Origin of the sequence: uncultured Lutibacter sp. (genome assembly GCF_947495725.1) — a bacterium.
In the GTDB taxonomy this organism is placed as follows: Bacteria; Bacteroidota; Bacteroidia; order Flavobacteriales; family Flavobacteriaceae; genus Lutibacter.
The window spans coordinates 355,598-379,690 of the sequence record NZ_CANLZZ010000003.1; the positions used below are offsets into that span (position 1 = coordinate 355,598).

At 28.5% G+C, this 24,093-nt stretch carries 21 protein-coding genes; 19 read left to right on the top strand and 2 right to left on the bottom strand.

The window, feature by feature from the left end:
• Positions 1-2 precede the first annotated feature (2 nt).
• Genes Q0776_RS08545 through Q0776_RS08570 form a run of 6 tightly spaced genes read left to right on the top strand, consistent with a single transcriptional unit; the run spans position 3 to position 6,785 of the window.
• Complete coding sequence (locus Q0776_RS08545; protein ID WP_298367082.1) at positions 3-371, top strand: diacylglycerol kinase family protein; 369 nt, start codon at positions 3-5, stop codon at positions 369-371.
• 52 nt (positions 372-423) lie between these two features.
• The gene (locus Q0776_RS08550; protein ID WP_298367084.1) at positions 424-2,790 is read left to right on the top strand and encodes a DNA translocase FtsK; all 2,367 of its coding nucleotides are present in this window, start codon (positions 424-426) and stop codon (positions 2,788-2,790) included.
• Positions 2,791-2,811: 21 nt separating this feature from the next.
• Positions 2,812-3,465 (top strand): outer membrane lipoprotein carrier protein LolA, encoded by a 654-nt coding sequence (locus tag Q0776_RS08555; protein WP_298367085.1) that lies wholly within the window; start codon positions 2,812-2,814, stop codon positions 3,463-3,465.
• 5 nt (positions 3,466-3,470) lie between these two features.
• Positions 3,471-4,916, top strand: a complete 1,446-nt coding sequence (locus Q0776_RS08560; RefSeq protein ID WP_298367087.1) for an LptF/LptG family permease — start codon at positions 3,471-3,473, stop codon at positions 4,914-4,916.
• A complete protein-coding gene (gene ribB / locus Q0776_RS08565) occupies positions 4,913-6,055 on the top strand; it encodes a 3,4-dihydroxy-2-butanone-4-phosphate synthase (RefSeq protein WP_298367089.1) in 1,143 nt (380 codons plus the stop codon). The genes Q0776_RS08560 and ribB overlap by 4 nt, the downstream gene beginning before the upstream one ends.
• A gap of 16 nt (positions 6,056-6,071) precedes the next feature.
• Positions 6,072-6,785 carry a DUF4369 domain-containing protein gene (locus Q0776_RS08570; protein WP_298367091.1) on the top strand — a complete coding sequence of 238 codons (714 nt, stop codon included), beginning with the start codon at positions 6,072-6,074 and terminating at the stop codon, positions 6,783-6,785.
• On the opposite strand, the gene pepE is transcribed toward Q0776_RS08570, so the two are convergent.
• A complete protein-coding gene (gene pepE, locus Q0776_RS08575; RefSeq protein WP_298367092.1) occupies positions 6,777-7,484 on the bottom strand; it encodes a dipeptidase PepE in 708 nt (235 codons plus the stop codon). The genes Q0776_RS08570 and pepE overlap by 9 nt on opposite strands.
• A 103-nt stretch (positions 7,485-7,587) precedes the next feature.
• Between pepE and Q0776_RS08580 the strand changes: the two genes are divergently transcribed.
• The 5 genes from Q0776_RS08580 to Q0776_RS08600 all read left to right on the top strand — a co-directional run bounded on the left by Q0776_RS08580 (position 7,588) and on the right by Q0776_RS08600 (position 14,308).
• Positions 7,588-8,373, top strand: coding sequence for a hypothetical protein (locus Q0776_RS08580; RefSeq protein WP_298367093.1), 786 nt, complete (start codon positions 7,588-7,590; stop codon positions 8,371-8,373).
• Positions 8,360-9,145 carry a hypothetical protein gene (locus tag Q0776_RS08585; RefSeq protein WP_298367094.1) on the top strand — a complete coding sequence of 262 codons (786 nt, stop codon included), beginning with the start codon at positions 8,360-8,362 and terminating at the stop codon, positions 9,143-9,145. The genes Q0776_RS08580 and Q0776_RS08585 overlap by 14 nt, the downstream gene beginning before the upstream one ends.
• Positions 9,146-9,189: 44 nt before the next feature.
• Positions 9,190-9,687: a DUF6702 family protein gene (locus Q0776_RS08590; RefSeq protein ID WP_298367096.1), complete on the top strand. Its 498-nt coding sequence runs from the start codon at positions 9,190-9,192 to the stop codon at positions 9,685-9,687.
• Positions 9,688-9,751: 64 nt separating this feature from the next.
• Positions 9,752-12,004 (top strand): M1 family metallopeptidase, encoded by a 2,253-nt coding sequence (locus Q0776_RS08595; protein ID WP_298367098.1) that lies wholly within the window; start codon positions 9,752-9,754, stop codon positions 12,002-12,004.
• A gap of 45 nt (positions 12,005-12,049) precedes the next feature.
• On the top strand, positions 12,050-14,308 hold the full coding sequence (locus tag Q0776_RS08600; RefSeq protein WP_298367100.1) for a M1 family metallopeptidase: 2,259 nt from the start codon (positions 12,050-12,052) through the stop codon (positions 14,306-14,308).
• A gap of 67 nt (positions 14,309-14,375) precedes the next feature.
• Here the strand turns inward: Q0776_RS08600 and sucC are convergent, their stop codons facing one another.
• Entirely contained in the window at positions 14,376-15,569 is a 1,194-nt protein-coding gene (gene sucC / locus Q0776_RS08605) for an ADP-forming succinate--CoA ligase subunit beta (RefSeq protein WP_298367101.1), read from the bottom strand.
• Positions 15,570-16,060: 491 nt separating this feature from the next.
• Here sucC and Q0776_RS08610 point away from each other — a divergent pair, with 491 nt between their 5' ends.
• The 8 genes from Q0776_RS08610 to Q0776_RS08645 all read left to right on the top strand — a co-directional run bounded on the left by Q0776_RS08610 (position 16,061) and on the right by Q0776_RS08645 (position 23,998).
• A complete protein-coding gene (locus Q0776_RS08610) occupies positions 16,061-16,723 on the top strand; it encodes an ABC transporter ATP-binding protein (RefSeq protein ID WP_298367102.1) in 663 nt (220 codons plus the stop codon).
• Positions 16,724-16,733: 10 nt separating this feature from the next.
• Positions 16,734-17,471 (top strand): 5'-methylthioadenosine/adenosylhomocysteine nucleosidase, encoded by a 738-nt coding sequence (locus tag Q0776_RS08615; RefSeq protein ID WP_298367104.1) that lies wholly within the window; start codon positions 16,734-16,736, stop codon positions 17,469-17,471.
• A 68-nt stretch (positions 17,472-17,539) separates the two neighbouring features.
• Complete coding sequence (locus tag Q0776_RS08620; RefSeq protein ID WP_298367107.1) at positions 17,540-19,498, top strand: BatA domain-containing protein; 1,959 nt, start codon at positions 17,540-17,542, stop codon at positions 19,496-19,498.
• The gene (locus Q0776_RS08625) at positions 19,495-20,748 is read left to right on the top strand and encodes a dihydroorotase (RefSeq protein ID WP_298367109.1); all 1,254 of its coding nucleotides are present in this window, start codon (positions 19,495-19,497) and stop codon (positions 20,746-20,748) included. The genes Q0776_RS08620 and Q0776_RS08625 overlap by 4 nt, the downstream gene beginning before the upstream one ends.
• Positions 20,749-20,783: 35 nt before the next feature.
• Complete coding sequence (locus tag Q0776_RS08630) at positions 20,784-21,110, top strand: hypothetical protein (protein ID WP_298367111.1); 327 nt, start codon at positions 20,784-20,786, stop codon at positions 21,108-21,110.
• Positions 21,111-21,170: 60 nt separating this feature from the next.
• A complete protein-coding gene (locus Q0776_RS08635) occupies positions 21,171-21,824 on the top strand; it encodes an alpha/beta fold hydrolase (protein ID WP_298367113.1) in 654 nt (217 codons plus the stop codon).
• A 21-nt stretch (positions 21,825-21,845) separates the two neighbouring features.
• Positions 21,846-22,739 carry a helix-turn-helix domain-containing protein gene (locus Q0776_RS08640; RefSeq protein WP_298367115.1) on the top strand — a complete coding sequence of 298 codons (894 nt, stop codon included), beginning with the start codon at positions 21,846-21,848 and terminating at the stop codon, positions 22,737-22,739.
• Positions 22,740-22,981: 242 nt separating this feature from the next.
• On the top strand, positions 22,982-23,998 hold the full coding sequence (locus Q0776_RS08645) for an efflux RND transporter periplasmic adaptor subunit (protein WP_298367117.1): 1,017 nt from the start codon (positions 22,982-22,984) through the stop codon (positions 23,996-23,998).
• The last annotated feature ends 95 nt before the right edge of the window (positions 23,999-24,093 follow it).

Sequence of the window (24,093 nt, forward strand, 5' to 3'; positions counted from 1 at the left end):
TTATGAACTCAGAAGATAATTTTATTTTAAATCGAATTAAATCTGTTAAATATGCAGCAAAAGGTTTTTGGATTTTAGTTACTTCTGAAAAAAGTATCATAGCACAAATTATTATTGCAATAATAATGACCATAATTGGTTTTATAATGCAAATTTCTGCTACCGAATGGATGTTTCAATTTTTTGCAATTGGACTGGTTTTGGTAGCAGAATCTTTAAATACGGCTATAGAAAAATTAGCCGATTTTATTCATCCCGAATACCATACTAAGATTGGAATTATAAAAGATATTTCTGCAGGTGGGGCTTTTTTTGCTGCAATATTTGCCGTTATTATAGGTTTTATAATTTACTTACCTAAATTTATTTAGTATTTCAGTAGCAATCACATTTATTTTTTATTTTTGTGACATAATCAATTCAATGGCAAAAAAACAAAAAACAGTATCTAAAACTAATAAAACACCTCGTTTTCAAGGTATTAAATTGTTCTTTGAAAATAGACAAACCCAAACAATAATAGGTTCCTTTATTGTTTTGTTTTCTATTTTTATGGTAATTTCATTTTTATCTTATTTCTTTAATTGGAAAGATGATCAAAGTCAATTACAAAGTTTTACAGATAAAAACATCTCCGTAAAAAACTTACTAGGAAAAATTGGAGCTAGTATAAGTCACTTTTTTATTTATAATGGCTTTGGAGTATCTTCAATTTACATTCCTATATTATTGTTTTTGTCTGGAACAGCAATTTTCTTAAAAGGTAATTTAAAAAAAGTTAAAAATTATTGGGGTTGGGGAATTTTAGCAATGATTTGGCTAGCAGTGTTTTTAGGATTTTTTAGTAATAAAAATTCTCTATTACCCGGTGTTATTGGCTATGAAATTAATAATTATTTACAACAATTCTTAGGGAAAACAGGACTCCTTCTTGTATTATTATTTTTATTAATCTCTTATTTAGTAATTCGATTTAGATTTACACCTGAAAAAATAAAAAGTTTTATACCTGCTAAAAAAGAAAAGCAAATAGTAAAAGATGTAGCATCAACTGAAACCATAGAAAAAAATAATCTTACAACTGAAGTTGTAATCGAAAAAAAAGAACCAAAGCTTGAAACTAAAATTGACCTTCCAACAGATTCCATAAAAAAGGAAACAATTATAGAAGAACCAAAAATCACAACAAAAGAAGCTAAACCTAGTGTAGCCATTGATGTTGAACAAGTGGTAGAAGAAAAACATGTAGAAGAAAACCTTTCAAGTAAATTGGTTAAAGATTTTGGAGAATTTGATCATACGCTTGAACTTGGAAATTACAAATTTCCAACTCTAAATTTACTTAGAGATTACGACGAAAGTATTTCAATAGATCAAGAAGAGTTAGAGGCTCATAAAAATAGAATTGTTGAAACATTAAACAATTATAATATTGGAATATCTCGTATTAAAGCAACAGTTGGACCAACCGTAACTTTATACGAAATTGTACCAGATGCAGGTATTAGAATATCTAAAATAAAAAATTTAGAAGACGATATTGCACTATCACTTGCTGCCATGGGAATTAGAATTATAGCTCCAATTCCGGGAAAAGGCACTATTGGTATTGAAGTTCCAAATAAAAAAGCAACAATGGTTTCGATGAAATCGGTAATTTCATCGGCAAAATTCCAAAATTCAGAAATGGAATTACCAATTGCATTAGGAAAAACTATTTCAAACGAAACGTTTGTAGTTGATCTAGCAAAAATGCCTCATCTACTTATGGCAGGTGCTACCGGACAAGGAAAATCTGTAGGATTAAATGCTGTTTTAACATCTTTACTATATAAAAAACACCCAGCTGAAGTTAAATTTGTTTTAGTGGACCCTAAAAAAGTAGAATTAACATTATTTAATCATATTGAACGTCATTATTTAGCTAAATTACCCGATACTGAAGAAGCTATAATAACTGATACAACAAAAGTTATTAATACACTTAATTCTTTGTGTATTGAAATGGATGCCCGTTACGATCTTTTAAAAACTGCAATGGTACGTAACATAAAGGAATACAATGCAAAGTTTAAAGCTCGAAAATTAAACCCTGAAAATGGTCATAAATATTTACCTTACATAGTTTTAGTAATTGACGAATTTGCCGATTTAATTATGACGGCAGGTAAAGAAGTAGAAACGCCTATTGCTCGTTTAGCACAATTAGCCAGAGCTATTGGAATACATTTAATAGTTGCAACCCAAAGACCTTCTGTAAATGTTATTACAGGTATTATAAAGGCTAACTTCCCGGCTAGAGCTGCATTTAGAGTTACATCTAAAATAGATTCTAGAACAATTTTGGACGGACCTGGAGCTGACCAATTAATTGGTAAAGGTGATATGTTATTTTCTGGAGGAAATGATATTATTCGATTACAATGTGCCTTTGTTGACACTCCTGAAGTTGAAAAAATTACAGATTTTATTGGCTCTCAAAGAGCTTATCCAAATGCATATTTATTACCCGAATATAATGGTGAAGAAGTTGGCACAAGTCTTGATATAGATATTAGCGAAAGAGATGTTTTGTTTAGAGATGCTGCCTTGGTAATTGTACATGCACAACAAGGATCAGCCTCTTTATTACAACGAAAATTGAAATTAGGATACAACAGAGCTGGTAGGTTAATTGATCAATTGGAAGCAGCTGGAATAGTTGGTCCTTTTGAAGGAAGTAAAGCTAGACAAGTTTTGGTTCCTGACGAAATGGCTCTGAATTTATTATTAGACGGAGAAAAACAATAAAGATTAAAGTATAAAAATACAATGAAAAAATTATTAATAGTTATAGTTATTACAGTTTTTAATATTGCAATCTATGGCCAAGATGAAAATGATGCTAAAAAGCTTTTAGATGAAGTAGCTCAAAAAGTTGAAGGTTATGACAACATATATTTAGAATTTAATCATCGATTAGATAATGATGACGCAGATGTACACCAAGAAACAATGGGTAAAGTAACCTTAAAAGGCGATTTATACCATTTAAAATATATGGGTACCGAACAAATTTTTGATGGTAAAAAAACCTATTTAATAATTCATGAGGATGAAGAAGTGATTATTCAAAACGCTAATAATGAAGAAGATGCAACAATAACCCCATCAAAAATGTTTTCATTTTATAAAAATGGATTTACATACGAAATGGGTGATTTAAAAACCATAAAAGGAATAAAAATTCAATATGTTAAATTAATTCCTATTGATAGCAATTCAGAAACACTACATGTTATGGTTGGAATTGATATTAAAACAAAGCATATTTTTAACATTATCGAAACCGGTGAAAATAAGACTGTTACCACTCTAGAAGTAAGATCTTTCAAAACAAATCAACCTATCTCGGAAAAGCTCTTTATCTTTGACGATGCAAAATACAAAGATCAAAAAAAATATACGATCTCTGAGCCAAACTAATAGCATTGAAAATATTTGATAAATACATTTTAAAAAGCTTTGTTCAGCCATTTTTAGCCACATTTTTTGTGGTTCTTTTTGTTTTGGTTATGCAATCATTATGGCTTGCTTTTGACGAAATTGCAGGGAAAGGAATAGACATATTTTTTATTCTTAAATTCCTTGGTTACTTAGCTTTAATATTAACTCCTACTGCTCTACCTATTGGAATATTATTATCATCAATTATGGCTTTAGGTAATTTAGCTGAAAATTATGAATTTGCAGCTATAAAATCGGCAGGAATTTCTTTAAACAGGGTAATTAGACCACTTGTAATTTTAACCATATTATTAAGCGGACTAAACTTTATCTTTTTAAATAATATTTATCCTTGGGCAACTTTAAAGCAAAAGAACCTATATCTTAATATGAAAAAGAAAAAACCAGCACTTGCGCTGGTTCCTGGTGCCTTTAATACGGAAATACCAAGTTTTAACATTAAGTTTGATGAAAAATATGGAGAAGAAGAAAATCTTTTAAAAAAAGTTCAAATAGCTGACTTAACTTCCTCTCAAGGTAAAGTTAAAATCATTACAGCAGAAAAAGGTGAAATTTCAACCGAAGAAGGAAGTAAATATATGACACTTACACTTCAAAACGGAAATTATTATGAAGAGCATGTGAATAGATCAATGTCTTCAAATGATAGGAAAAAAATGCCTGCTTCTGCAGCAAAATTTGATACCTATACAATAAATATAGACATATCGGCTTTTAATGACGATAAAGACTTGGATAAAGAAGATATAAAGCAACATCACGGAATGTTAAGTATTCATCAGTTGGATTCAATTTCAAAAGTTGAAAAGGAAGATTTTGATAAGTATATAGAGGAACGTGCAAACAATTTATATTTAATGACTAAAGCAAAAAAGTTGTATAAATATCCCGATTCTCTTGTTGATCAGAATTTAAAACCTGAAATATTAGATAATTTTAACACCTCAAATAAAAGTATAATTGTTAGAGATGCTACCACAAATATTAACAGGTCAATTGATAGAATTAAAAATCAGAAACAAAAATTTAAGGATCGAAGAAAGCGACTAAATTTATATGATTATGAATATAATTATCGAATTTCATTTTCATTAGCCTGTTTGGTTTTATTTTTTATAGGTGCTCCTTTAGGTTCAATAATAAGAAAAGGTGGTTTTGGGTTGCCAATGATTATGGCAATCACTATTTTCGTAATCTACTTTTTTATATCTCAGTTTGGGAAAAATTTATCAGAAGAAAGCGCAATATCCAGTACCTTAGGTAGTTGGATTTCAACTATAATATTATTACCTTTTGGAATATTATTAACTAGAAGAGCTACAAAAGGAATGGGAATTTTTAACATAGATTCTCTTTTAGAAAATATTAAAAAGTTTTTTAATCGATTTAAAACAATCAAATTAAAATGAAAGATTCGACAAACAACATAAAACTAAATACAATTACAGAAGCTATTGAATCTATTAAAAATGGTGAAGTTGTTATAGTTGTTGACGATGAAAATAGAGAAAATGAAGGTGATTTTGTAGCGGCGGCCGATATGGTAACTCCTGAAATGATCAACTTTATGGCAACCAAAGGAAGAGGGCTAATTTGCACTCCTATTACAGAAAGTAGATGTAAAGAACTTAATTTGGATTTAATGGTGGGTGTTAATACTGATCCACTGGGAACAGCTTTTACGGTTTCAATTGATTACCATGGTAAAGGAGTAACTACGGGAATTTCTGCACACGATAGAGCAATTACAGTGAAATCGTTAACAGATCCCAATACAAAACCTCATAATTTAAGTAGACCTGGACATATTTTTCCATTAAAAGCACGAGAAGGTGGTGTATTAAGAAGAACCGGACATACTGAAGCAGTTATTGATTTGGCTAGATTAGCGGGTTTGCAACCAGCTGGAGTTATTGTTGAAATAATGAATGAAGATGGAACAATGGCGCGTCTTCCTCAACTGATTAAAATTGCGAAAGAGCACAATTTAAAAATTATTTCAATTGAAAAATTGGTAGAATATCGTATGCAACACGATTCATTGATAGAACTTTCAGAAGATTTTAACATTGATACGCGTTTTGGTGAATATAGATTAAGAGCGTATAAACAAACTACAAATAATCAAGTTCACCTAGCATTAACAAAAGGCACCTGGAATACCAACGAAAAAGTATTGGTTAAAGTAAATTCAACATTGGTAAATAATGATATATTAGGAACCTTAACCAAAAATCCAGACGATAAATTAAAAGGAGTTTTTGACGCAATCAATAAAGAAGGAAAAGGTGCTGTTGTATTTATTAACCAAGAAAATCAATCTTTTAACTTATTGTCTCGTTTAGAAATATTAAAAGAATCTCAAGAAAAAAAAGAGCCTTATACTCCAAATTTAAAAATGGATGAAAAGGATTTTGGTATTGGTGCTCAAATATTACATGATTTGGGTATAAAAAAACTTAAAGTTTTATCTAATGCAGATACCTATAGAAAAAGAGTTGGAATGACAGGTTATGGAATTGAAATAATCGAATATGTAAACTACTAATAATAAATAAAATGCAATGAAAAATATAGTTTTACTTTGCATTTGTTCAATAATTTTTGTTAACTGTAAACAAGAAATTAAGCATCAACAAAAAAAAGCAATTGTTAGTTTAAAAAGCGAGTTTTTTATTAATGGCTTTATTGATAATTTAAATACCAATAAAGTTTATTTAAATAAAATAATTGAAAATTCTACATTTGTTATCGACTCTTCAATTGTAAAAAACAACGAATTTATTTTTAAAGGATTTGTTGAATATCCCGAACGATTTGCAATAAGTTTTGAGGGTTATTCAACAAAGTCTATATTAATTATTGAAAACACAAATTTTTCAATAAAAATAGATGGTAATAAGCTGCAAGACCCTATTATAGATGGATCTGAATTAAATAAAAAATTGCAAGAATATAAGTTAACTTCAAAAAATATTTTTAAAAAAATTGAATATTTGTTTCCTCAAATTCAAAAATATAGATTAGAAAATGATGCGCAAAAGCTTTCTGAAATTAGTGAGAAAATGAAAAATATTGAACAAGAACACACTAATTTTAGTTACAATTTTATCTTAAAAAATAGTGATTCTTATATTGCTCCAATGTTACTAAGAGATCAATTAAAAACAACCCCAATTGATACAATTAAAATAATAAAAACTTTTGAAAAATTTTCAAACTCCGTTAAATTGTCACCCGATTCACAAATAATAATACATCAATTAAACTTACATTAAAAAGTTTAAGTTTGTTTCGCTAGGTAATTCTTTCGCTTGTTTCCCTTTTAGAAATAACCGTGCATCTAAAGAACCTTTTAAAACTACGTTACTACCATTAACTAACAGCCAACTTCCTTCACGTAATCCTAAAACAGGAATATCATTTAATGTGTGAAATTCATTAATTCTAGTTTCTCTGGTTTCTCCCATATGAGTAGAACTAGGATCTGGATCTAAATAATGTGGGTTTATATTAAAATTAATAAAACCTAAAGCTTTAAAACTTGGCGGATAAACAATAGGCATGTCATTGGTATTATTTACTGTTAAACCAGTTATATTACTACCTGCACTTGTTCCAAAATAAGGAGTTCCGTTTTCTACAACATTTTTAAGAGCCCCAATAATCTTAGTATCATACAATTGCTTTACCAACAAAAAAGTATTTCCACCTCCAGTAAATATACCTTTTGCATTATTTATGGCTTCAATAGGATTCTTATATTCATGTATACCAATAATTTTAATTCCTATTTTATTAAAAGCCGTATTTGCTATTTCCGTGTACTTTTCATGAGAAATACCACTTGGTCTAGCGTATGGAATAAATAATATTTCTTTAACCCCTTTAAAAAAAATTGATAATTCCGGTAAAATATATTCTAAATATTCTTTTCCATGAACTGTTGATGTACTTGCTATAATTAATTTTTTCATTATTATACAGTTTTATTAAATATACTATTTTTCTTATTAATTAACATAAGTTTACAAAAGCATTAATACTCTTTTAAGATTTCAAAAACGAACTTTGTTTATAATGAAATCCAAACTTTTAAACCTTACCCTTTTAATCCTTATTTCTTCCAAATCCTTTGCGCAAGAAGAACCCACTATAATTCATGGTAGAATTCAAAACATAATTAACAAACCTTTAAGTGACATACATGTTATAAATTTAAACAATAAACAAGGAACAATAAGTAACTTAAATGGTACTTTTGAAATTGTTGCAAATGAAAATGATGTAATACTTTTTTCATCAATACAATATCATAATAAAAAAGTAATAATTTCAAATAATATTTTACAATTAAAGCATTTTAATATTGAACTACTTCCTTTAGTTAATGAATTAGAAGAAGTATATTTACATGGCTTAACTGGAAGTTTAAATTTGGATTTTAAAAAAGTTCCAAAGGATACCATTCCAAAACATACGTTTTCATATAATTACGAAGACGTAAGAAAACTAGGAGATGATTTTAATATTGAATTAAATAAACCTCCAGATGCCGAAGCTTTAGTAAATCCTATATTAATGAATGGAGTTGGTGCAAGTGTTTCTATTCCTAATTATCAATTAATTGCTGAACAAAAACAAAAAAGAGAATTAAAACAAAAAAAATCCTTTCCAATTCAACTAAAAAAGGAATTAGGAACTGATTATTTTGTAAATTTATTAAAAATACCACCTGATGAAATATTTATATTTATTGATTACTGTGAACCTTATAATATATTAGAAAAGTACTATAACAATAAAGTATTAGAAGTTATTGAAATCTTAAAAAAACAAAGTATTGCTTACAATGAAAAAAAATAACTACTTAATTGTTTTGTTTTTAGCGCTAGTAATTTATTCTGGACCAAAAGTAAGGTGTCAAGAAAACAGTATTAAATTACAAGGAATTGTTAAAAGTGATTCTATTTTATTAAAGGATGTTAACATTATTAACAAAACAAATAAAACAGGATCTTCAAGCAATACATTTGGCGAATTTGAAATTAATGCTTCTGAAGGAGATTCAATTTTATTTTCTTCTATTGGATATTCTAAAAGAATAATAAAAATTTCCAAAACACATATAAAGAATAAAAAAATTGTAGTTTGGCTCGAAGAGGGTTTTAATGAATTAGATGAAATAACTTTAGGTCAACATTTAAAATTTGACACAAGTAAAATTTTCGTTCATAAAAATATGACAATTGATAAAGATATTGGGAATTCAGTTGAGCCTCCAAGTGTTAGAAAATATGTAGACCCAATAGGAAATAGTTCCAACGGTATAAGTATTATTGGGTTAATTTTTAAAGTTACCGATGAACTTTTTCTTAAAAAAGGGAGACTTGAAAGAAAACTTAATAAACGAGAGTTAAAACAAAAAGTGAAAGATCAACAGCTATTTATAAACACTATTGTAAACACATATAACCAATCATTTTTTATAAACGAATTAAATATAAATTCGAACAAAATTTATATTTTTATTGATTATTGTGAACAAAATGGCTTAGCCAACCTTTACGATTCCAACGAATTTGTGATAAAAAACTTCTTAATTAAACAAGCAAATTTATTTAACTCAATAAAATAAATAATTGGAATGAATTTTGTTAATTTGAATACAAACTACAAAAAATGAAATTTAAAAAACTGCTTCTCTTTATTTTCATCATTCCTTTAGTTTCATTTACTTTACATAAATATTATATTAGTTTATGCGAGATAGATTATATTGAAAATAAACAAACCATTCAAATTACTATGGGATTGTTTATTGATGACATTGAATTTACTTTAAATAAAGATAACAATACTGAGCTATACCTTGCTACTAATGAAGAAATTGAGTCAATTGACGAAATTTATGAATCCTATTTAAATAACAATTTTATTATTATTGTAAATAATGAACAATTACCTTATCAATTTATAGGTAAAGAATATGACGATGATTTGGTTCGCTTTTATTTAGAAATTTCAGATGTACCAAAACTTAACTCTATAGAAGTTAAAAACACTTGTTTAATTAGAGATTTTAACGATCAACAAAATATTATTAAAATAAATGCAAACAAAAAGCAAAAGACATTTTATTTGGATAATAAAACTGATAAAGGTTTGTTAAAATTTTAACTCTAATTAACATTTTTTGTTAATTTTATTTATTTTGGAGGCTTAATCCAATTTTTAAAATTTTATGAAAGTAATTCGCATTGTAGCAATCATAATTACACTATTCCCTTCTTGTTTTTTCGCACAAATTACACCCCAAAAAGGTCATTACAATATTAGTAAGTTTAAACAACTTAATGAAGAACTACCAACGCCTAATAAACAACACACAGCATCGGGTGCTCCAGGTTTTGAATATACACAACAAAAAGTTGATTATGACATAAACATTGTTTTAGATGAAACCAAACACCAAATAAAAGGTGAAGAAACTATAACATATCATAATAATTCTAAAGATAATTTAGACTATTTATGGGTACAATTAGATCAAAATGTTCGTTCTGCAGATTCAAAAAAAGATGATAGAAATGGTGGTGGTCCAAGAGCTTTATACTCCCCTTCTACTTTTACAAAAAAATTTATGGGTAAACCTTTTGATGGTGGATTTAAAATTGAACATATAAAAGATAGTAATGGAAAATCATTAAATTATATGATTAATAATACTATGATGCGTATTGATTTGGATAGCCCATTAGCATCAGGAGAAACCTTTGTTTTTAATATTAAATGGTGGTACAACATAAATAATTACATAGAAGATCGTGGGCGTTCTGGTTTTGAAATTTTTGATGATGGTAATCCAGCATATGCCATTGCGCAGTTTTATCCTCGTTTAGCCGTTTATAACAATGTAGAAGGCTGGCAAAATAAACAGTTTTGGGGATCAAGTGAATTTGCTTTAGAGTTTGGTGATTTTAACGTTTCCATTACTACACCCAGCGATTATATTTTAAATGGAACTGGCGTAATCCAAAATCCGAAAGAAGTTTTAACTAAAAATCAATACAAAGCATATTTAGCAGCTCGAAAATCGTTCGATAAACCAATATATATTGTTACTCCAGAAGAAACTTTAAAAGCATCATTAAAAAAAAGTACCACAACAAAAACTTGGAAATTATCAGCAAAAAATGTTAGAGACTTTGCATTTGCCACATCAAGAAACTATATGTGGGACGCTATGGCTGTAAAATTAGAAAACAAAACAGTAATGGCATATTCTTTATTCCCAAAAGAAGGAAAAGAATTATGGGAAGAGCATTCAACACGCGTAGTCGCAAATACTTTAAAAGTATATTCAAAGCACACTTTTGATTATCCTTATCCGCAAGCAACATCAGTAAACGTTCAAATGGGAATGGAATACCCTATGATTTGCTTTAACTTTGGTCGAGTAGAAAAAAACGGAAGATATAGCGAACGAACAAAAAAAGGAATGATTGGAGTTATAACTCATGAAGTTGGCCATAATTTCTTTCCTATGATTGTTAATTCAGATGAAAGACAATGGACTTGGATGGATGAAGGCCTTAATTCTTTTGTTGAAATTTTAGCTGAATTTGAGTACAATCCTAGCCTTTTTCCAATGAGTAAATATCCAAAAAACATTATAGGCTATATGAAAGGAGATCAAAGTAAATTAGCTCCTATTATGTCACAAGGAGATAATGTTTTTAACTTGGGAGCAAATGCTTATAGCAAACCTGCTGCTGGCTTATTTATATTACGCCAAACTATAATGGGACCCGAATTATTTGACTATGCCTTTAAAACATATGCAAAAAGATGGAAATTTAAACATCCTACACCAGCCGACTTTTTTAGAACTATGGAAGATGCTTCTGCAATGGATTTAGATTGGTTTTGGAGAGGTTGGTTTTATACAACAGGAAATAATGATATTGGAATAAAAGATGTTAAAAAGTACCATGTAACCAACAAACCAACGGAAGCTGCCGAAAAAACTTATGCTCGTTACGGAATAACAAAAGATCAAATTCCCCCTTCATTATTCCTAATTTCTGAAGATAGTGATGACTTTTCAAAAGATTTAAAAAGTGAAAAACCAGAAGATTTTAAGATTCTTAATGATTATATTCAATCAAATTTTTCGAAATTAGAACAGGCTACTCTTAAAACACCAAAATATTTTTACGAGTTAAAATTTGAAAAACCAGGTGATTTGGTAATGCCTATTATTGTTGAATTTGAATTTGAAGACGGCACGAAAGAAACAAAACAATATCCCGCTGAAATTTGGAGAAAAAACGATTCTGAAGTTACAAAAGTATTTCCTTCAACAAAAGCCATTAAAAAAATTACCATTGACCCAAATGAACAAACCGCAGATGTAGATTTAAGTAATAATAGTTGGCCAAAAAACACCGAAAATAAATTTGATCAATTTAAAAATAATCGGCTAAAAAGCTAATTTTAAAAGTCAATTCTAGCAGCTTTACTATTATAAATACCATTTATGAATAACATAATTTTTAGATTAATACTTGTTCTTTGTTTTTCCTCTAATTTATTTGCTCAAAATAATACTAATCAAAAGGGACATTATAATACCAGTAAGTTTAAACAATTACAAGAAGAATTACCAACTCCAAATTCACAGCATACAGCATCAGGGGCTCCAGGACATGAATATACCCAACAAAAAGTTGATTATGAGATGGACATTATTTTGGATGATGAAAATCAACGTATTTATGGCGAAGAAATTGTTACCTACCACAATAACTCAAAAAATAATTTAGAATATTTGTGGCTACAACTAGATCAGAATATTAGAGCTAAAGATTCAAAAACTCCAGATATTAAAGGAAATGAAATAAAAACTTTATACTCTCCTACTCAATTTTCAAATAAGTTTATTAAAAATAAATTTGATGGTGGTTTTAAAATTCAATATGTAAAAAATATTGACAATAGTGATGTTTCGTATCTTATCAACCAGACAATGATGAGAATAAATTTAGAAAAACCTCTTGAATCTGGAAAATCTTATTCCTTTAAAATAAAATGGTGGTATAATATTAATGATCACGTTAAACAAGATGGCCGATCTGGTTTTGAACATTTCTCTGAAGACAATAATAACAATTATGTAATTGCACAGTTCTTTCCAAGGCTTTGTGTTTATAATAATGTTGAAGGATGGCAAAACGATCAATTTTGGGGAAGAAGTGAATTTGCACTAGAATTTGGAGACTACAAAGTAAATATTACAACACCCAACGATCATATTTTAGGTGCCACAGGTGTATTAATAAATGAGGCTGAAGTACTAACTTCCATACAACAGAAAAGACTTGCAAAAGCAAGAAAATCATTCGATAATCCAGTTATTATAGTTTCCCAAGATGAAGCCATAAAAGCTGAAAAAAATAAAGCTAAAAAAACAAAGACTTGGAAATTTTACGCAAAAAATGTACGAGACTATGCCTTTGCAACTTCTCGTAAATTTATTTGGGATGCAATGGCAGTTGATATAAATGGAAGAACTGTTATGGCTTATTCCTATTATTCAAAGGAAGCAAACCCATTATATGGAGATCATTCTACAAGAGCAGTTGCACAAACCTTAATTACTTATTCTAAACATACTTTTGATTATCCGTATCATAAAGCAATTTCGGTTGACGGTCAAATGGGAATGGAATATCCACAAATTTGTTTTAATCCGGGAAGACCAAATCCTGATGGAACATATAGCAACAGAACAAAATACCGAATGATTGGTGTAACTATTCACGAAGTTGGGCATAATTTCTTTCCTATGATTGTAAATTCTGACGAACGTCAATGGACTTGGATGGATGAAGGCTTAAATTCCTTTGTTCAAATGTTGGCCCAAATGGAATATGAAAAAGGTTATCCTTTAACAAGAGGACTGCCAAAAAATATTATCCCTTATATGAAAGGAGATCAATCTAAAATTGCACCAATTATGTCCAAAGGAGACGATTTGTTTGAATTTGGAAATAATGCATACGCTAAACCAGCTACAGCATTATGGATTTTGAGACATACTATTATGGGACCAGAATTATTTGATTTTGCTTTTAAAACCTATGCAAATAGATGGAAATTTAAACATCCTACACCAGCAGATTTTTTTAGAACTATGGAAGATGCTTCTGCAATGGATTTAGATTGGTTTTGGAGAGGTTGGTTTTATACAACAGGAAATAATGATATTGGAATAAAAGATGTTAAAAAGTACCATGTAACAAACAAACCAACGGAAGCAGCTGAAAAAGCTTATGCTCGCTATGGAATTACAAAAGATCAAATTCCTCCTTCATTATTCCTAATTTCTGAAGATAGTGATGAATATTCTGAAAAAATAAAAGATATAAAACCACAAGATTTCGAAGTTTTGAGCAACTACATTAAACAAAACTTTTCTTCAGAAGAGCAATTAACATTAAAAGCTCCTAAGTATATTTACGAAATAAAATTTGAAAAACTAGGAGAATTGGTAATGCCAATCGTTGTTGAATTTGAATATGAAGATGACTCAAAAGAAATGAAACAATATCCGGCAGAAATATGGAGAAAAAACGACAAAGAAGTTACAAAAGTTTTTTCTTCAACAAAGGCAATTAAAAAAATCACTATTGATCCTAAAGAAGAAACAGCAGATGTTAACCCATTAAACAATAGTTGGCCAAAACCAACCGAAAATAAATTTGAAAAATTTAAGAAAAGAAAACTTAAAAGTTAAAAACCTTATAACTAAAAAAGCTCAATTGAATAAAATCAATTGAGCTTTTTTAATATATTAAATTACTTTAAGATAAAACTTCCTGTACTTTGTCAGCAGCTTCTTGAAATTCAGTTGCAGATATTACATCCAATCCACTATCGTCAATTAATTGTTTTGCTTCAATTGCATTTGTACCTTGCAAACGAACAATTATAGGAACTTTTATAGCATCTCCCATATTTTTGTATGCATCTATAACACCTTGTGCAACTCTATCACAACGTACTATTCCACCAAATATATTAACTAAAATAGCCTTAACATTTGGATCTTTTAAAATAATTCTAAAAGCAGTTTCAACACGTTTAGCATCAGCTGTTCCACCCACGTCTAAAAAGTTTGCAGGCTCACCTCCCGATTGCTTAATTAAATCCATTGTACTCATAGCCAAACCAGCGCCATTTACCATACAACCAACGTTACCGTCTAAATCTACATAATTTAAACCAGCAGCATTTGCTTCAACCTCAATATCATTTTCTTCTCTTAAATCTCTTAAAACAGCTAAATCTTTATGACGGAATAAAGCATTATCATCTAAAGTAACTTTTGAATCTACTGCTAAAATTTTATCATCTGAAGTTTTTAACACTGGATTAATTTCAAATAATGAAGAATCCGATTCTACAAAGGCCTTATATAATGAACTTACAAATTTCATCATTTCTTTTAACGCCAAACCCGACAACCCTAAATTAAATGCTATTTTACGAGCTTGAAATGCTAATAAACCTAGATGAGGATCTACATCTTCTGTGAAAATTAAATGAGGCGTTTTTTCAGCAACTGTTTCAATATCCATTCCCCCTTCTGTAGAATACATAATCATATTTCTACCAGTACTTCTATTTAAAAGAACTGACATATAATATTCTTCTGGTTCATTTTCTCCTGGATAATATACATCTTCTGCAATTAAAACTTGATGAACTTTTTTTCCCTGCGGCGGTGTTTGTGGAGTTTTCAACATCATTCCTATTATATCTTCAGAAATACTCTCAACTTCTGCTAAACTTTTGGCTAATTTTACTCCACCTCCTTTACCTCTACCACCGGCATGAATTTGAGCTTTAACAACCCACCAACCAGTACCAGTTTCAGTAGCTAATTGTTTTGCTGCTTCAACAGCTTTTTTATGATTATCGGCAACAATTCCTCGTTGAATTCTTACACCAAAACTATTCAATAATTCTTTTCCTTGGTATTCGTGTAAATTCATTAGTATCTAAATTTTATTAAGGTTTAAACAAATGTAATAAATCAAAACTTAAATTTTATGTGGAATTTTTAATTTTTTTTGCAATATGGAAAATATTCGTAATTTCTAATTTATGCTTTATATTACCCACCAAATATGCAATTCTTAACGTTTAAAATGGTTTATTATTAATTTAAATTTTTACTTTTTTATAAGCAAACCATTGAATTACAAATAATTCTATTTTTTAAATTTAATATTCCCTTTTTATTAACCCTTAGTTTTGTTAAAAAATATATTAGATATTTGTTAATTAATAATCTTAAATCTTGCGTAAAAGTAAAATTATTTAAAAATTAGCAATATTGAGTTTGTTTAATATTAATATTCAATAATTTTTTAAAAGAACTAATGTTTCACATCCTATTTTCTATAATTTCTAAATTATATTAAAATTAAAAATTGGTTGTAATTAAATTTTAATTGTATTTTCACGGCTAGTATTTAAACAAATGATAGAAGCAAAAAACATTCATAAATTTTACGGCGAATTAGAAGTTTTAAAAGGAGTTGATTTAAAAATTAATAAAGGAGAGGTGATTGCTATTGTTGGCCCATCTGGAGCTGGAAAAACAACACTTCTTCAAATTTTAGGCACCTTAGATGTCCCTTCTAACAACAATAATTCTGCGCTTTCTATAAACAATATTAACTTATTAGATTTAAAGGATAAAGCGCTCTCAAAATTTAGAAATAAACATATAGGTTTTATTTTTCAATTTCATCAATTATTACCTGAGTTTACAGCTATTGAAAACGTATGTATTCCGGCATATATAGCAAACAAATCCAAAAAAGGTGCGGAAAGCAAAGCTATTGAATTACTCGATTTTTTAGGACTATCACACAGATTACATCATAAACCTAATGAATTATCTGGAGGTGAACAACAACGAGTTGCTGTAGCAAGAGCTTTGGTTAATAATCCCGATGTTATTTTTGCCGATGAACCAAGTGGAAATTTAGATTCTACTTCTGCCAAAAATTTACATCAATTATTTTTCGAACTTCGAAATAAGTTTAACCAAACTTTTGTAATTGTAACTCACAATCAAGAATTAGCAAATATGGCCGACAGAAAATTGGAGATGAAAGATGGTAAAATAATCAATTAAAAAACTGTAAATGATTGGAATTATTAGTGCAATGCAGGAAGAAATTCAGGCTTTGTTAAATGAACTTAAAAATGTTTCGACATCAACAAAAGGTATGAGAACCTATTACGAGGGAACATTATTAGATAAAAAAGTAGTTTTAGTTTTTTCTAGATGGGGAAAAGTTGCCGCATCAGCTACTACCACACAACTTATTAACGATTTTAAAGTTAAAGAAATTATTTTTACTGGAGTTGCAGGAGGTATTAAAGACGATTTAAATATTGGAGATGTTGTTATTGGAAAAAAACTATTTCAACATGATTTAAATGCCAAACCATTTTATAAAAAATTTGAAATCCCAATTTTAAAAAAGAAATCTATAAAAACGCAAAATAAGGATAAACTAGTAGAAGCAACTAATAGTTTTCTGCAAGATTATAATAGTTATATTAAAAGTTCCGATGCGTCTCTGTTTAATATAACTAAACCCAAATTTATTTATGGAAATATTGCAAGTGGAGATCAGTTTATATCAAGTTTAAAAAAAATTAAACAATTAAATAAGGATTTACCAAGTGCTGTTTGTGTTGAAATGGAAGGTGCTGCAGTTGCTCAAATTTGTTATGAATATGAAATTCCATTTTCTATTATTCGAATCATTTCCGATAAAGCCAATGATAATGCAAAAATTGATTTTTCTAAATTTGCAAATACAATTGCCAGTAATTATGCATTTGGAATTTTAAAACACTATTTCAAATCTTAATTTTTAAGCTTTTAAATTAACCAATATTCAAGTAAAAAATTAATATCTTTGAAAAACTAAATTGAACAATGCAATTTAAATATCCCGAAATTTTATATGCACTTTTTGCATTAATCATCCCGATTATTGTTCATTTATTTCAATTACAACGCTTCGTTAAAGTTCCATTTACGAACGTGAAATTTTTAAAAAATATTGAACAACAAACTCGCAAAAGTGCTCGTTTAAAAAAATGGCTGGTATTGCTTTCTAGATTACTCGCATTTGCTTGTTTAATTATTGCTTTTGCCCAACCTTATTTTTCTAAATATTCTACTGAATATAATTTTAACACAAACATATATTTAGATAATTCATTTAGTATGCAAGCCAAAGGGGAAAATGGTGAATTATTAAAAAGCACAATTCAAAAAATTATAGAAAAAAACACTACTAAAAATAATTCTATTTCTATAATTACTAATAATGAAAACTATTTAAATTTAGATTCAAAAAATTTAAAAACCAGCTTATTAAGCATCAATTATTACCCTAATAAGTTGGATTTAAGCACTGCTATTTTAAAATTAAATAGCAACAAAATCACATCAACTAAAACTTTAAATAAAAATATTTTAATATCTGATTTTCAAGAATATAATTACGGTAATAAAAATTTATTTACAAATGTAAACACTCCTATTGATTTTATTAAAGTTTCGCCTGTAAAGCCAAATAATATTTTTATTGATAGTGTTTACATTGAGCCTCTAAATTCAATTGAATCTAACTTAATTGTAGTAATAAAAAACTCTAATTCAGGCAATCAAAATGTTCCAATTTCTTTGTTTAACCAAGACAAATTAATTGGTAAAACTACGGCCCGTATTAAAAATAATGATGCATCTAAAGTGAATTTTTCCATTCCAAATACAACAGAATTTAATGGTAAAATACAGTTGATAGATGACGGATTAGAATTTGATAACGAATTATTTTTTACACTTTCAAAACCTCAAAAAATAAACATTTTAAACATAGGTATTGATTCGGAATTCCTATCGAAAATATACACTAATGACGAGTTTAATTACAGTAGTTTAAACATTAATAATTTAAATTATAACAACATCCAAAATCAACATTTAATTATACTCAACGAAATTGAAGAATTTCCAATAGAATTAATATCAGAATTAAATGAGTATACAATTAACGGTGGTAATTTAGTAATAATTCCATCGCAGAATTTTGACATGTCATCTTACAATAACTTGTTATCCAAATTGGGTATTGGACGCTTTATCACATCTAATTCTTCCGAACATAAGATAACAGCTATAAATTACGACCATCCGTTAATGAAAGGAGTTTTTGAAAAACAAGTTAAAAACTTTGAATATCCAAAAACAAAATTTCAGCTAAATGGAAGTTTTAAAAATTCCTCGGCAATTATCAACCTCGATAATAACAAGCCATTTATATCTTTAATACCGATAAAAAAAAGTAATATTTATATAATAGCATCACCTTTAAACAATACCATATCTAACTTTACACAATCTCCATTAATTGTTCCTGTATTCTATAATTTTGCAAAATATAGCCTACAATTTTCTAATTTATATTACACCATTAATCCAGAAATTATAATTGATATAAACGCTTCTATAAAAAAAGATAAAGTTTTAAAAATGAGCAATGGAACTAACGAATTTATTCCTTTGCAAGAAGTATATCAAAATAAAGTTCGCTTAATTTTACAAAATAATATCTTAAAAAGTGGTTTTTACAACATAATTGAAAACAATGAAACCATTAAAACATTAGCTTTTAATTATAATAGAAAAGAAAGTAATTTATTTTATACCAATATAGAACAATTTAGTAAAAACAATAAAAACATTTCACTTTCATCATCAATTGATGATTTATTTAGTGAAATTAACAATCAACAAAAAATCAATTGGCTTTTTAAGTGGTTTTTAGCTTTTTCTGTCCTATTTTTGTTAATTGAAATACTGTTATTAAAATATTTCAATATATGAATGTACTCATAAAATCTGCAACAATTATTGATCCTTCTGGTCCGTTTAACAAAAAAACGCAAGACATATTAATTGAAAATGGCATTATAAAAAAAATTGACAATTCAATTAAAAATAGTGAAGGATACAACGAAATTAAACTAGATAGCTTACACATTTCACCAGGTTGGTTTGATACTAGCGTAAGTTTTGGAGAACCTGGATTTGAAGAACGAGAAACTATTGAAAATGGCTTAAATACCGCAGCTAAAAGTGGTTTTACAGCTGTTGCAATTAATCCAAACACCTATCCAATGGTAGACAACAAATCGGCCATTGAATTCATAAAAAACAAAGGAATCGACAGTGCAACTTCATTATTTCCAATTGGAAGTTTAACTAAAAATGCTGAAAGCAAAGATCTTGCAGAATTATATGATATGCAAAACTCAGGAGCAATAGCATTTGGAGATTATTGCAAACCCGTTTCTAATGCTAATCTTTTAAAAATAGCATTGCAATACGCTCAAAACTTTGACGCATTGGTTTTTAGTTATCCACAAGACGATTCTATTGCTGGAATTGGTTTGGTTAACGAAAACGTTAATAGCACAAAACTAGGTTTAAAAGGAATGCCGTCAATGGCCGAAGAAATGCAAATTGCTCGTGATTTATTTCTTTTAGAATATACCGGAGGAAAATTACATATACCAACAATTTCAACTGCAAATTCTGTAAAATTAATAGAAGAAGCTAAAAAGAAAGGCTTAAATGTAACCTGTAGTGTTACTGCACATCACTTAATATTAACCGATGACGAACTTGTTAACTTCGATTCGAACACTAAAGTTTTACCGCCTTTAAGAACAAAAAAAGACACAAAAGCACTTATTAAAGGTGTTGAAAAAGGAGTTATTGATATAATTACAAGCGATCACAACCCTATTGATATTGAACATAAAAAAGTTGAATATAATAACGCTAAATTTGGAACTATTGGATTAGAAAGTCTGTTTGGAGCTTTAAATAAAACTATTTCATTAGAAAAATTAATTAGTTGTTTATCTGAAAATCCAAAAAGTAGATTTAACATAGACTGTCCACCTATTAAAGAAGGAGAAAAAGCCTCGTTAACATTGTTTAATCCAGATTTCGAATATGTTTTTACAAAAGATTGTATTTCTTCTACTTCAAAAAACGCTATATTTTTGAATAAAAAAATGAAAGGAAAAGTGTACGGAATTATTTCTAACAATAAAAAAGTTTTGTAGTTTTAAAAAAATATTAAAAATTAAAAAATCAATAAATGGAAAATCAAACAGTTAATGAAGGAAAAACAATGGCAATAATATCCTATTTCTGGTGGATAGGCTTAATAATTGCTTTTATTATGAATAATTCTAAAAAAAATACTTTTGCCTCGTTCCATATTCGCCAAATGTTGGGTTTACTTTTATTAAATGTTGCTGTAAGTTTATCTTATAAATTTTTGGGATCTTCTATTGGAATGATTCTAGGTTTAGGAACATTTGTTTTATGGGTAATTGGTTTAATTGGAGCATTTCAAGGAGAAGAAAAAAGAATTCCCTTATTAGGAGATATGTTTCAAGATTGGTTTAAATCAATTGGCTAATAGTAATTAAAATTATACTTTTGAAGTCGCTCTAAAAGGGCGACTTTTTAGTTTATCTATATGGAAAATTTATCATTAAAATATTTAGTTAGAGAGCCTAACGAAATTAACGAGCAAACATCATTACTAATTCTATTACACGGTTATGGCAGCAACGAAGAAGATCTATTTTCTTTTGCTACAGAATTACCAGAAAACTTAATAATTGTTAGTGCTAGAGCTCCAAGAACATTAGGTTTTGGAAGTTATAGTTGGTACACCATAAACATAGATGGAAGCGGCGGCAAATTTTCTGATGATGAAGAAGCTATCGAATCTTTAAATAAAATTTCTACATTTATTACTGAAGTTCAAGAACGTTACGGTAAAACTCCTGAGCAAACTTTTTTATTAGGTTTTAGCCAAGGTTGTATTTTAAGTATTGCTACTGCCCTAACCTATCCTGAAAAAGTTCAAAAAGTTATTGGTTTGAGTGGTTATGCTAATTTTGATATTTTACCTTCTAATTACAACAATCCATTATATAAAAACTTAGACTTCTTTTTATCTCACGGAAGCGTAGATCAAGTTTTACCAGTTGAATGGGCACGACAAACTCACGAGTTCTTAAGTAAAATAGATATTAAACATAGCTATCAAGAATATCCTGTAGGGCACGGAGTAGCGCCTCAAAATTTCTTTGCTTTCAAAAAATGGATTGAAGAAAGATTGTAACTTTGTTATAAAGTTTAAATTTTGAGAAATTCAGAAATAAAAAAACTTACGGTTAATGATTTTATTGAAATTTTAGGTGAAGAACCACAACCTGAAGGACTTTTCGTTTATATTTCTGAAAAAAATGAGGAAATTCCATTTACATTTCCATTTAAATCACCTGATTATAGTTTAGTACATATAATTAGTGGCTCAATAAAACTAAGAGTTAACCTAATTTCAAAAACACTTTCAAAAAACGAAACTATCTCATTATCACCTAAAAATGTGATTCAAATTTTGGAAATGAGTACAGATTTACAATTTATTAATATTAATTTTTCTACTGATTTTATTTTGGAAAGTTTCTTGTCTAAAACAGGTGTTGAAGCTTTTGATTATTTCACAGTGAGTAATACACCTAAGCTAAAACTAACCGATAACGAAGGAGAAACTTTACTAACACTTACTAAATTACTTCGTCATTTTAATAAGCTAAAAAAAGCTGTTTTTAAAAAAGAAATTGTAAAAAACATATTTGGAACTATAATGTATAGTTATGCAGAATTATTCAAAAGACATTATCCAGATATGAAAGTTGAACTTACGCGTCAAGAAGAATTAGCGTTTAGGTTTTGGAAAATTTTAGAAGAAAACGCAACAACAGAAAGAACCGTTAAATTTTATGCCGATGCTTTATGCGTAACAACAGGCCACCTTTCAAAAACCTTAAAACAATTAACTGGCAAAACTGCTTCTCAATTAATTGATGACTCCGTAATAATGGAAGCGCGTTTATTACTGGAAAATCCTCAATACTCTATTGCACAAATTGCGGAAAATCTAAATTTTAGTGACCAATCCTTCTTTGGAAAATATTTTAAAAAGCACATTGGTTTGTCTCCATCTCAATATAGAAATGAGAAAAGAAAATAAACGTTACTGCAAATATAGTTAACAATTTGCTAGTTAATTAACAAACTAATTTATTACTCCTCTCATCTCAACAAGGTTTAACACCAAAAATAGACCAACAAAATCACACTTTTACTTGTTTTTATTACTTTAAATCATAATAATAACTGATTTTGACCAATTTTAGCATTTTACAAACCTGTTGAGAAACTTAAAATAAACGGAATTTTGTACCATAATTTTAAGATAAAACTCAAAGGAAAATGAAAATTACAAATCTGTTAGCTATAACAAGTCTTGTACTTTTTTTTGGTTGTTCTGAAAAAAAAGAAGAAACCAAAAAAGTGAAAATTTATAAAGTTGAAGTAGCTAAAATAACCGCAAATACAGAAAAAGAAGTTTTAAACTATAGCGGAACTATTGAAGCTGACAACACAGTTTCTTTAGGTTTTATGGCTTCAGGAAGAGTTTCTAATATATTAGTTCAAGAAGGACAAAAGGTTAAAAAAGGGCAACTTTTAGCAATAATTGATGCTACATCTTATAAAAATGCATTTGATATTGCAAATGCAGGTTTAGAATTAGCAAACGACAATTATACCCGTTTAGAACAGCTTTATATAAAAGGAAGTTTACCAGAACGTGATTTTATAGCTGTTAAAGTCGCTGTTGCACAAGCCAATGCTAATAAAAATTTAGCGGCTAAAAATTTAACCGACACTAAACTTTACGCTCCTTTTTCAGGAATGATTACTCAAAAACAAACCGAAATTGGAGCAATTACTGCCCCTAGTGTACCTGCATTTACCATAATGAAAACTGATAAAGTATACGCAACTGCAGCTATTAGCGAATCAGAAATTTCAAAACTTAAAATTGGTTCTGAGGCAATGGTTGAAATTCCTTCAATGAATAAAATAGTTAACGGAAAAGTAGCAATTATCAATCATAGTGCCGATGCTTTAACAAGAACATTCACTGTTAAAGTTCGCTTAGATAATTTAGAAAATGAATTGCTTCCAGGAATGATTTCAAACATAAAAATTAATACAAACAATACACAAAATGTAATCTCTATTCCTGCAAACACAGTGTTAAGAGACGCCAATGATATTACCTATGTATATGTAGTTCAAAACAATATAGCAACAAAAAAACGAGTAACTATTGGAAACTTTATGGGAAATAATGTGATTGTAACCAATGGTTTAGCAATTAACGATGTATTGGTTTCAAAAGGTTATACAAATATTAAGGATGGACAAAAAGTAACGTTTTAACCACTAATCTACTGAAAAGTTTCAATTGTCATTCTGATTTTTTTATCAGAATCTCATCAAACTGGTTATCAATTATTATGAGAACCTGAATCACT

Bases quoted from the DNA above. Each gene is read 5' to 3' on its own strand.
- Q0776_RS08545 (WP_298367082.1), top strand. From the start codon at position 3: ATGAACTCAGAAGATAATTTTATTTTAAATCGAATTAAATCTGTTAAA.
- Q0776_RS08550 (WP_298367084.1), top strand. From the start codon at position 424: ATGGCAAAAAAACAAAAAACAGTATCTAAAACTAATAAAACACCTCGT.
- Q0776_RS08555 (WP_298367085.1), top strand. From the start codon at position 2,812: ATGAAAAAATTATTAATAGTTATAGTTATTACAGTTTTTAATATTGCA.
- ribB (WP_298367089.1), top strand. From the start codon at position 4,913: ATGAAAGATTCGACAAACAACATAAAACTAAATACAATTACAGAAGCT.
- Q0776_RS08570 (WP_298367091.1), top strand. From the start codon at position 6,072: ATGAAAAATATAGTTTTACTTTGCATTTGTTCAATAATTTTTGTTAAC.
- pepE (WP_298367092.1), bottom strand. From the start codon at position 7,484: ATGAAAAAATTAATTATAGCAAGTACATCAACAGTTCATGGAAAAGAA.
- Q0776_RS08580 (WP_298367093.1), top strand. From the start codon at position 7,588: ATGAAATCCAAACTTTTAAACCTTACCCTTTTAATCCTTATTTCTTCC.
- Q0776_RS08585 (WP_298367094.1), top strand. From the start codon at position 8,360: ATGAAAAAAAATAACTACTTAATTGTTTTGTTTTTAGCGCTAGTAATT.
- Q0776_RS08590 (WP_298367096.1), top strand. From the start codon at position 9,190: ATGAAATTTAAAAAACTGCTTCTCTTTATTTTCATCATTCCTTTAGTT.
- Q0776_RS08595 (WP_298367098.1), top strand. From the start codon at position 9,752: ATGAAAGTAATTCGCATTGTAGCAATCATAATTACACTATTCCCTTCT.
- Q0776_RS08600 (WP_298367100.1), top strand. From the start codon at position 12,050: ATGAATAACATAATTTTTAGATTAATACTTGTTCTTTGTTTTTCCTCT.
- sucC (WP_298367101.1), bottom strand. From the start codon at position 15,569: ATGAATTTACACGAATACCAAGGAAAAGAATTATTGAATAGTTTTGGT.
- Q0776_RS08610 (WP_298367102.1), top strand. From the start codon at position 16,061: ATGATAGAAGCAAAAAACATTCATAAATTTTACGGCGAATTAGAAGTT.
- Q0776_RS08615 (WP_298367104.1), top strand. From the start codon at position 16,734: ATGATTGGAATTATTAGTGCAATGCAGGAAGAAATTCAGGCTTTGTTA.
- Q0776_RS08620 (WP_298367107.1), top strand. From the start codon at position 17,540: ATGCAATTTAAATATCCCGAAATTTTATATGCACTTTTTGCATTAATC.
- Q0776_RS08625 (WP_298367109.1), top strand. From the start codon at position 19,495: ATGAATGTACTCATAAAATCTGCAACAATTATTGATCCTTCTGGTCCG.
- Q0776_RS08630 (WP_298367111.1), top strand. From the start codon at position 20,784: ATGGAAAATCAAACAGTTAATGAAGGAAAAACAATGGCAATAATATCC.
- Q0776_RS08635 (WP_298367113.1), top strand. From the start codon at position 21,171: ATGGAAAATTTATCATTAAAATATTTAGTTAGAGAGCCTAACGAAATT.
- Q0776_RS08645 (WP_298367117.1), top strand. From the start codon at position 22,982: ATGAAAATTACAAATCTGTTAGCTATAACAAGTCTTGTACTTTTTTTT.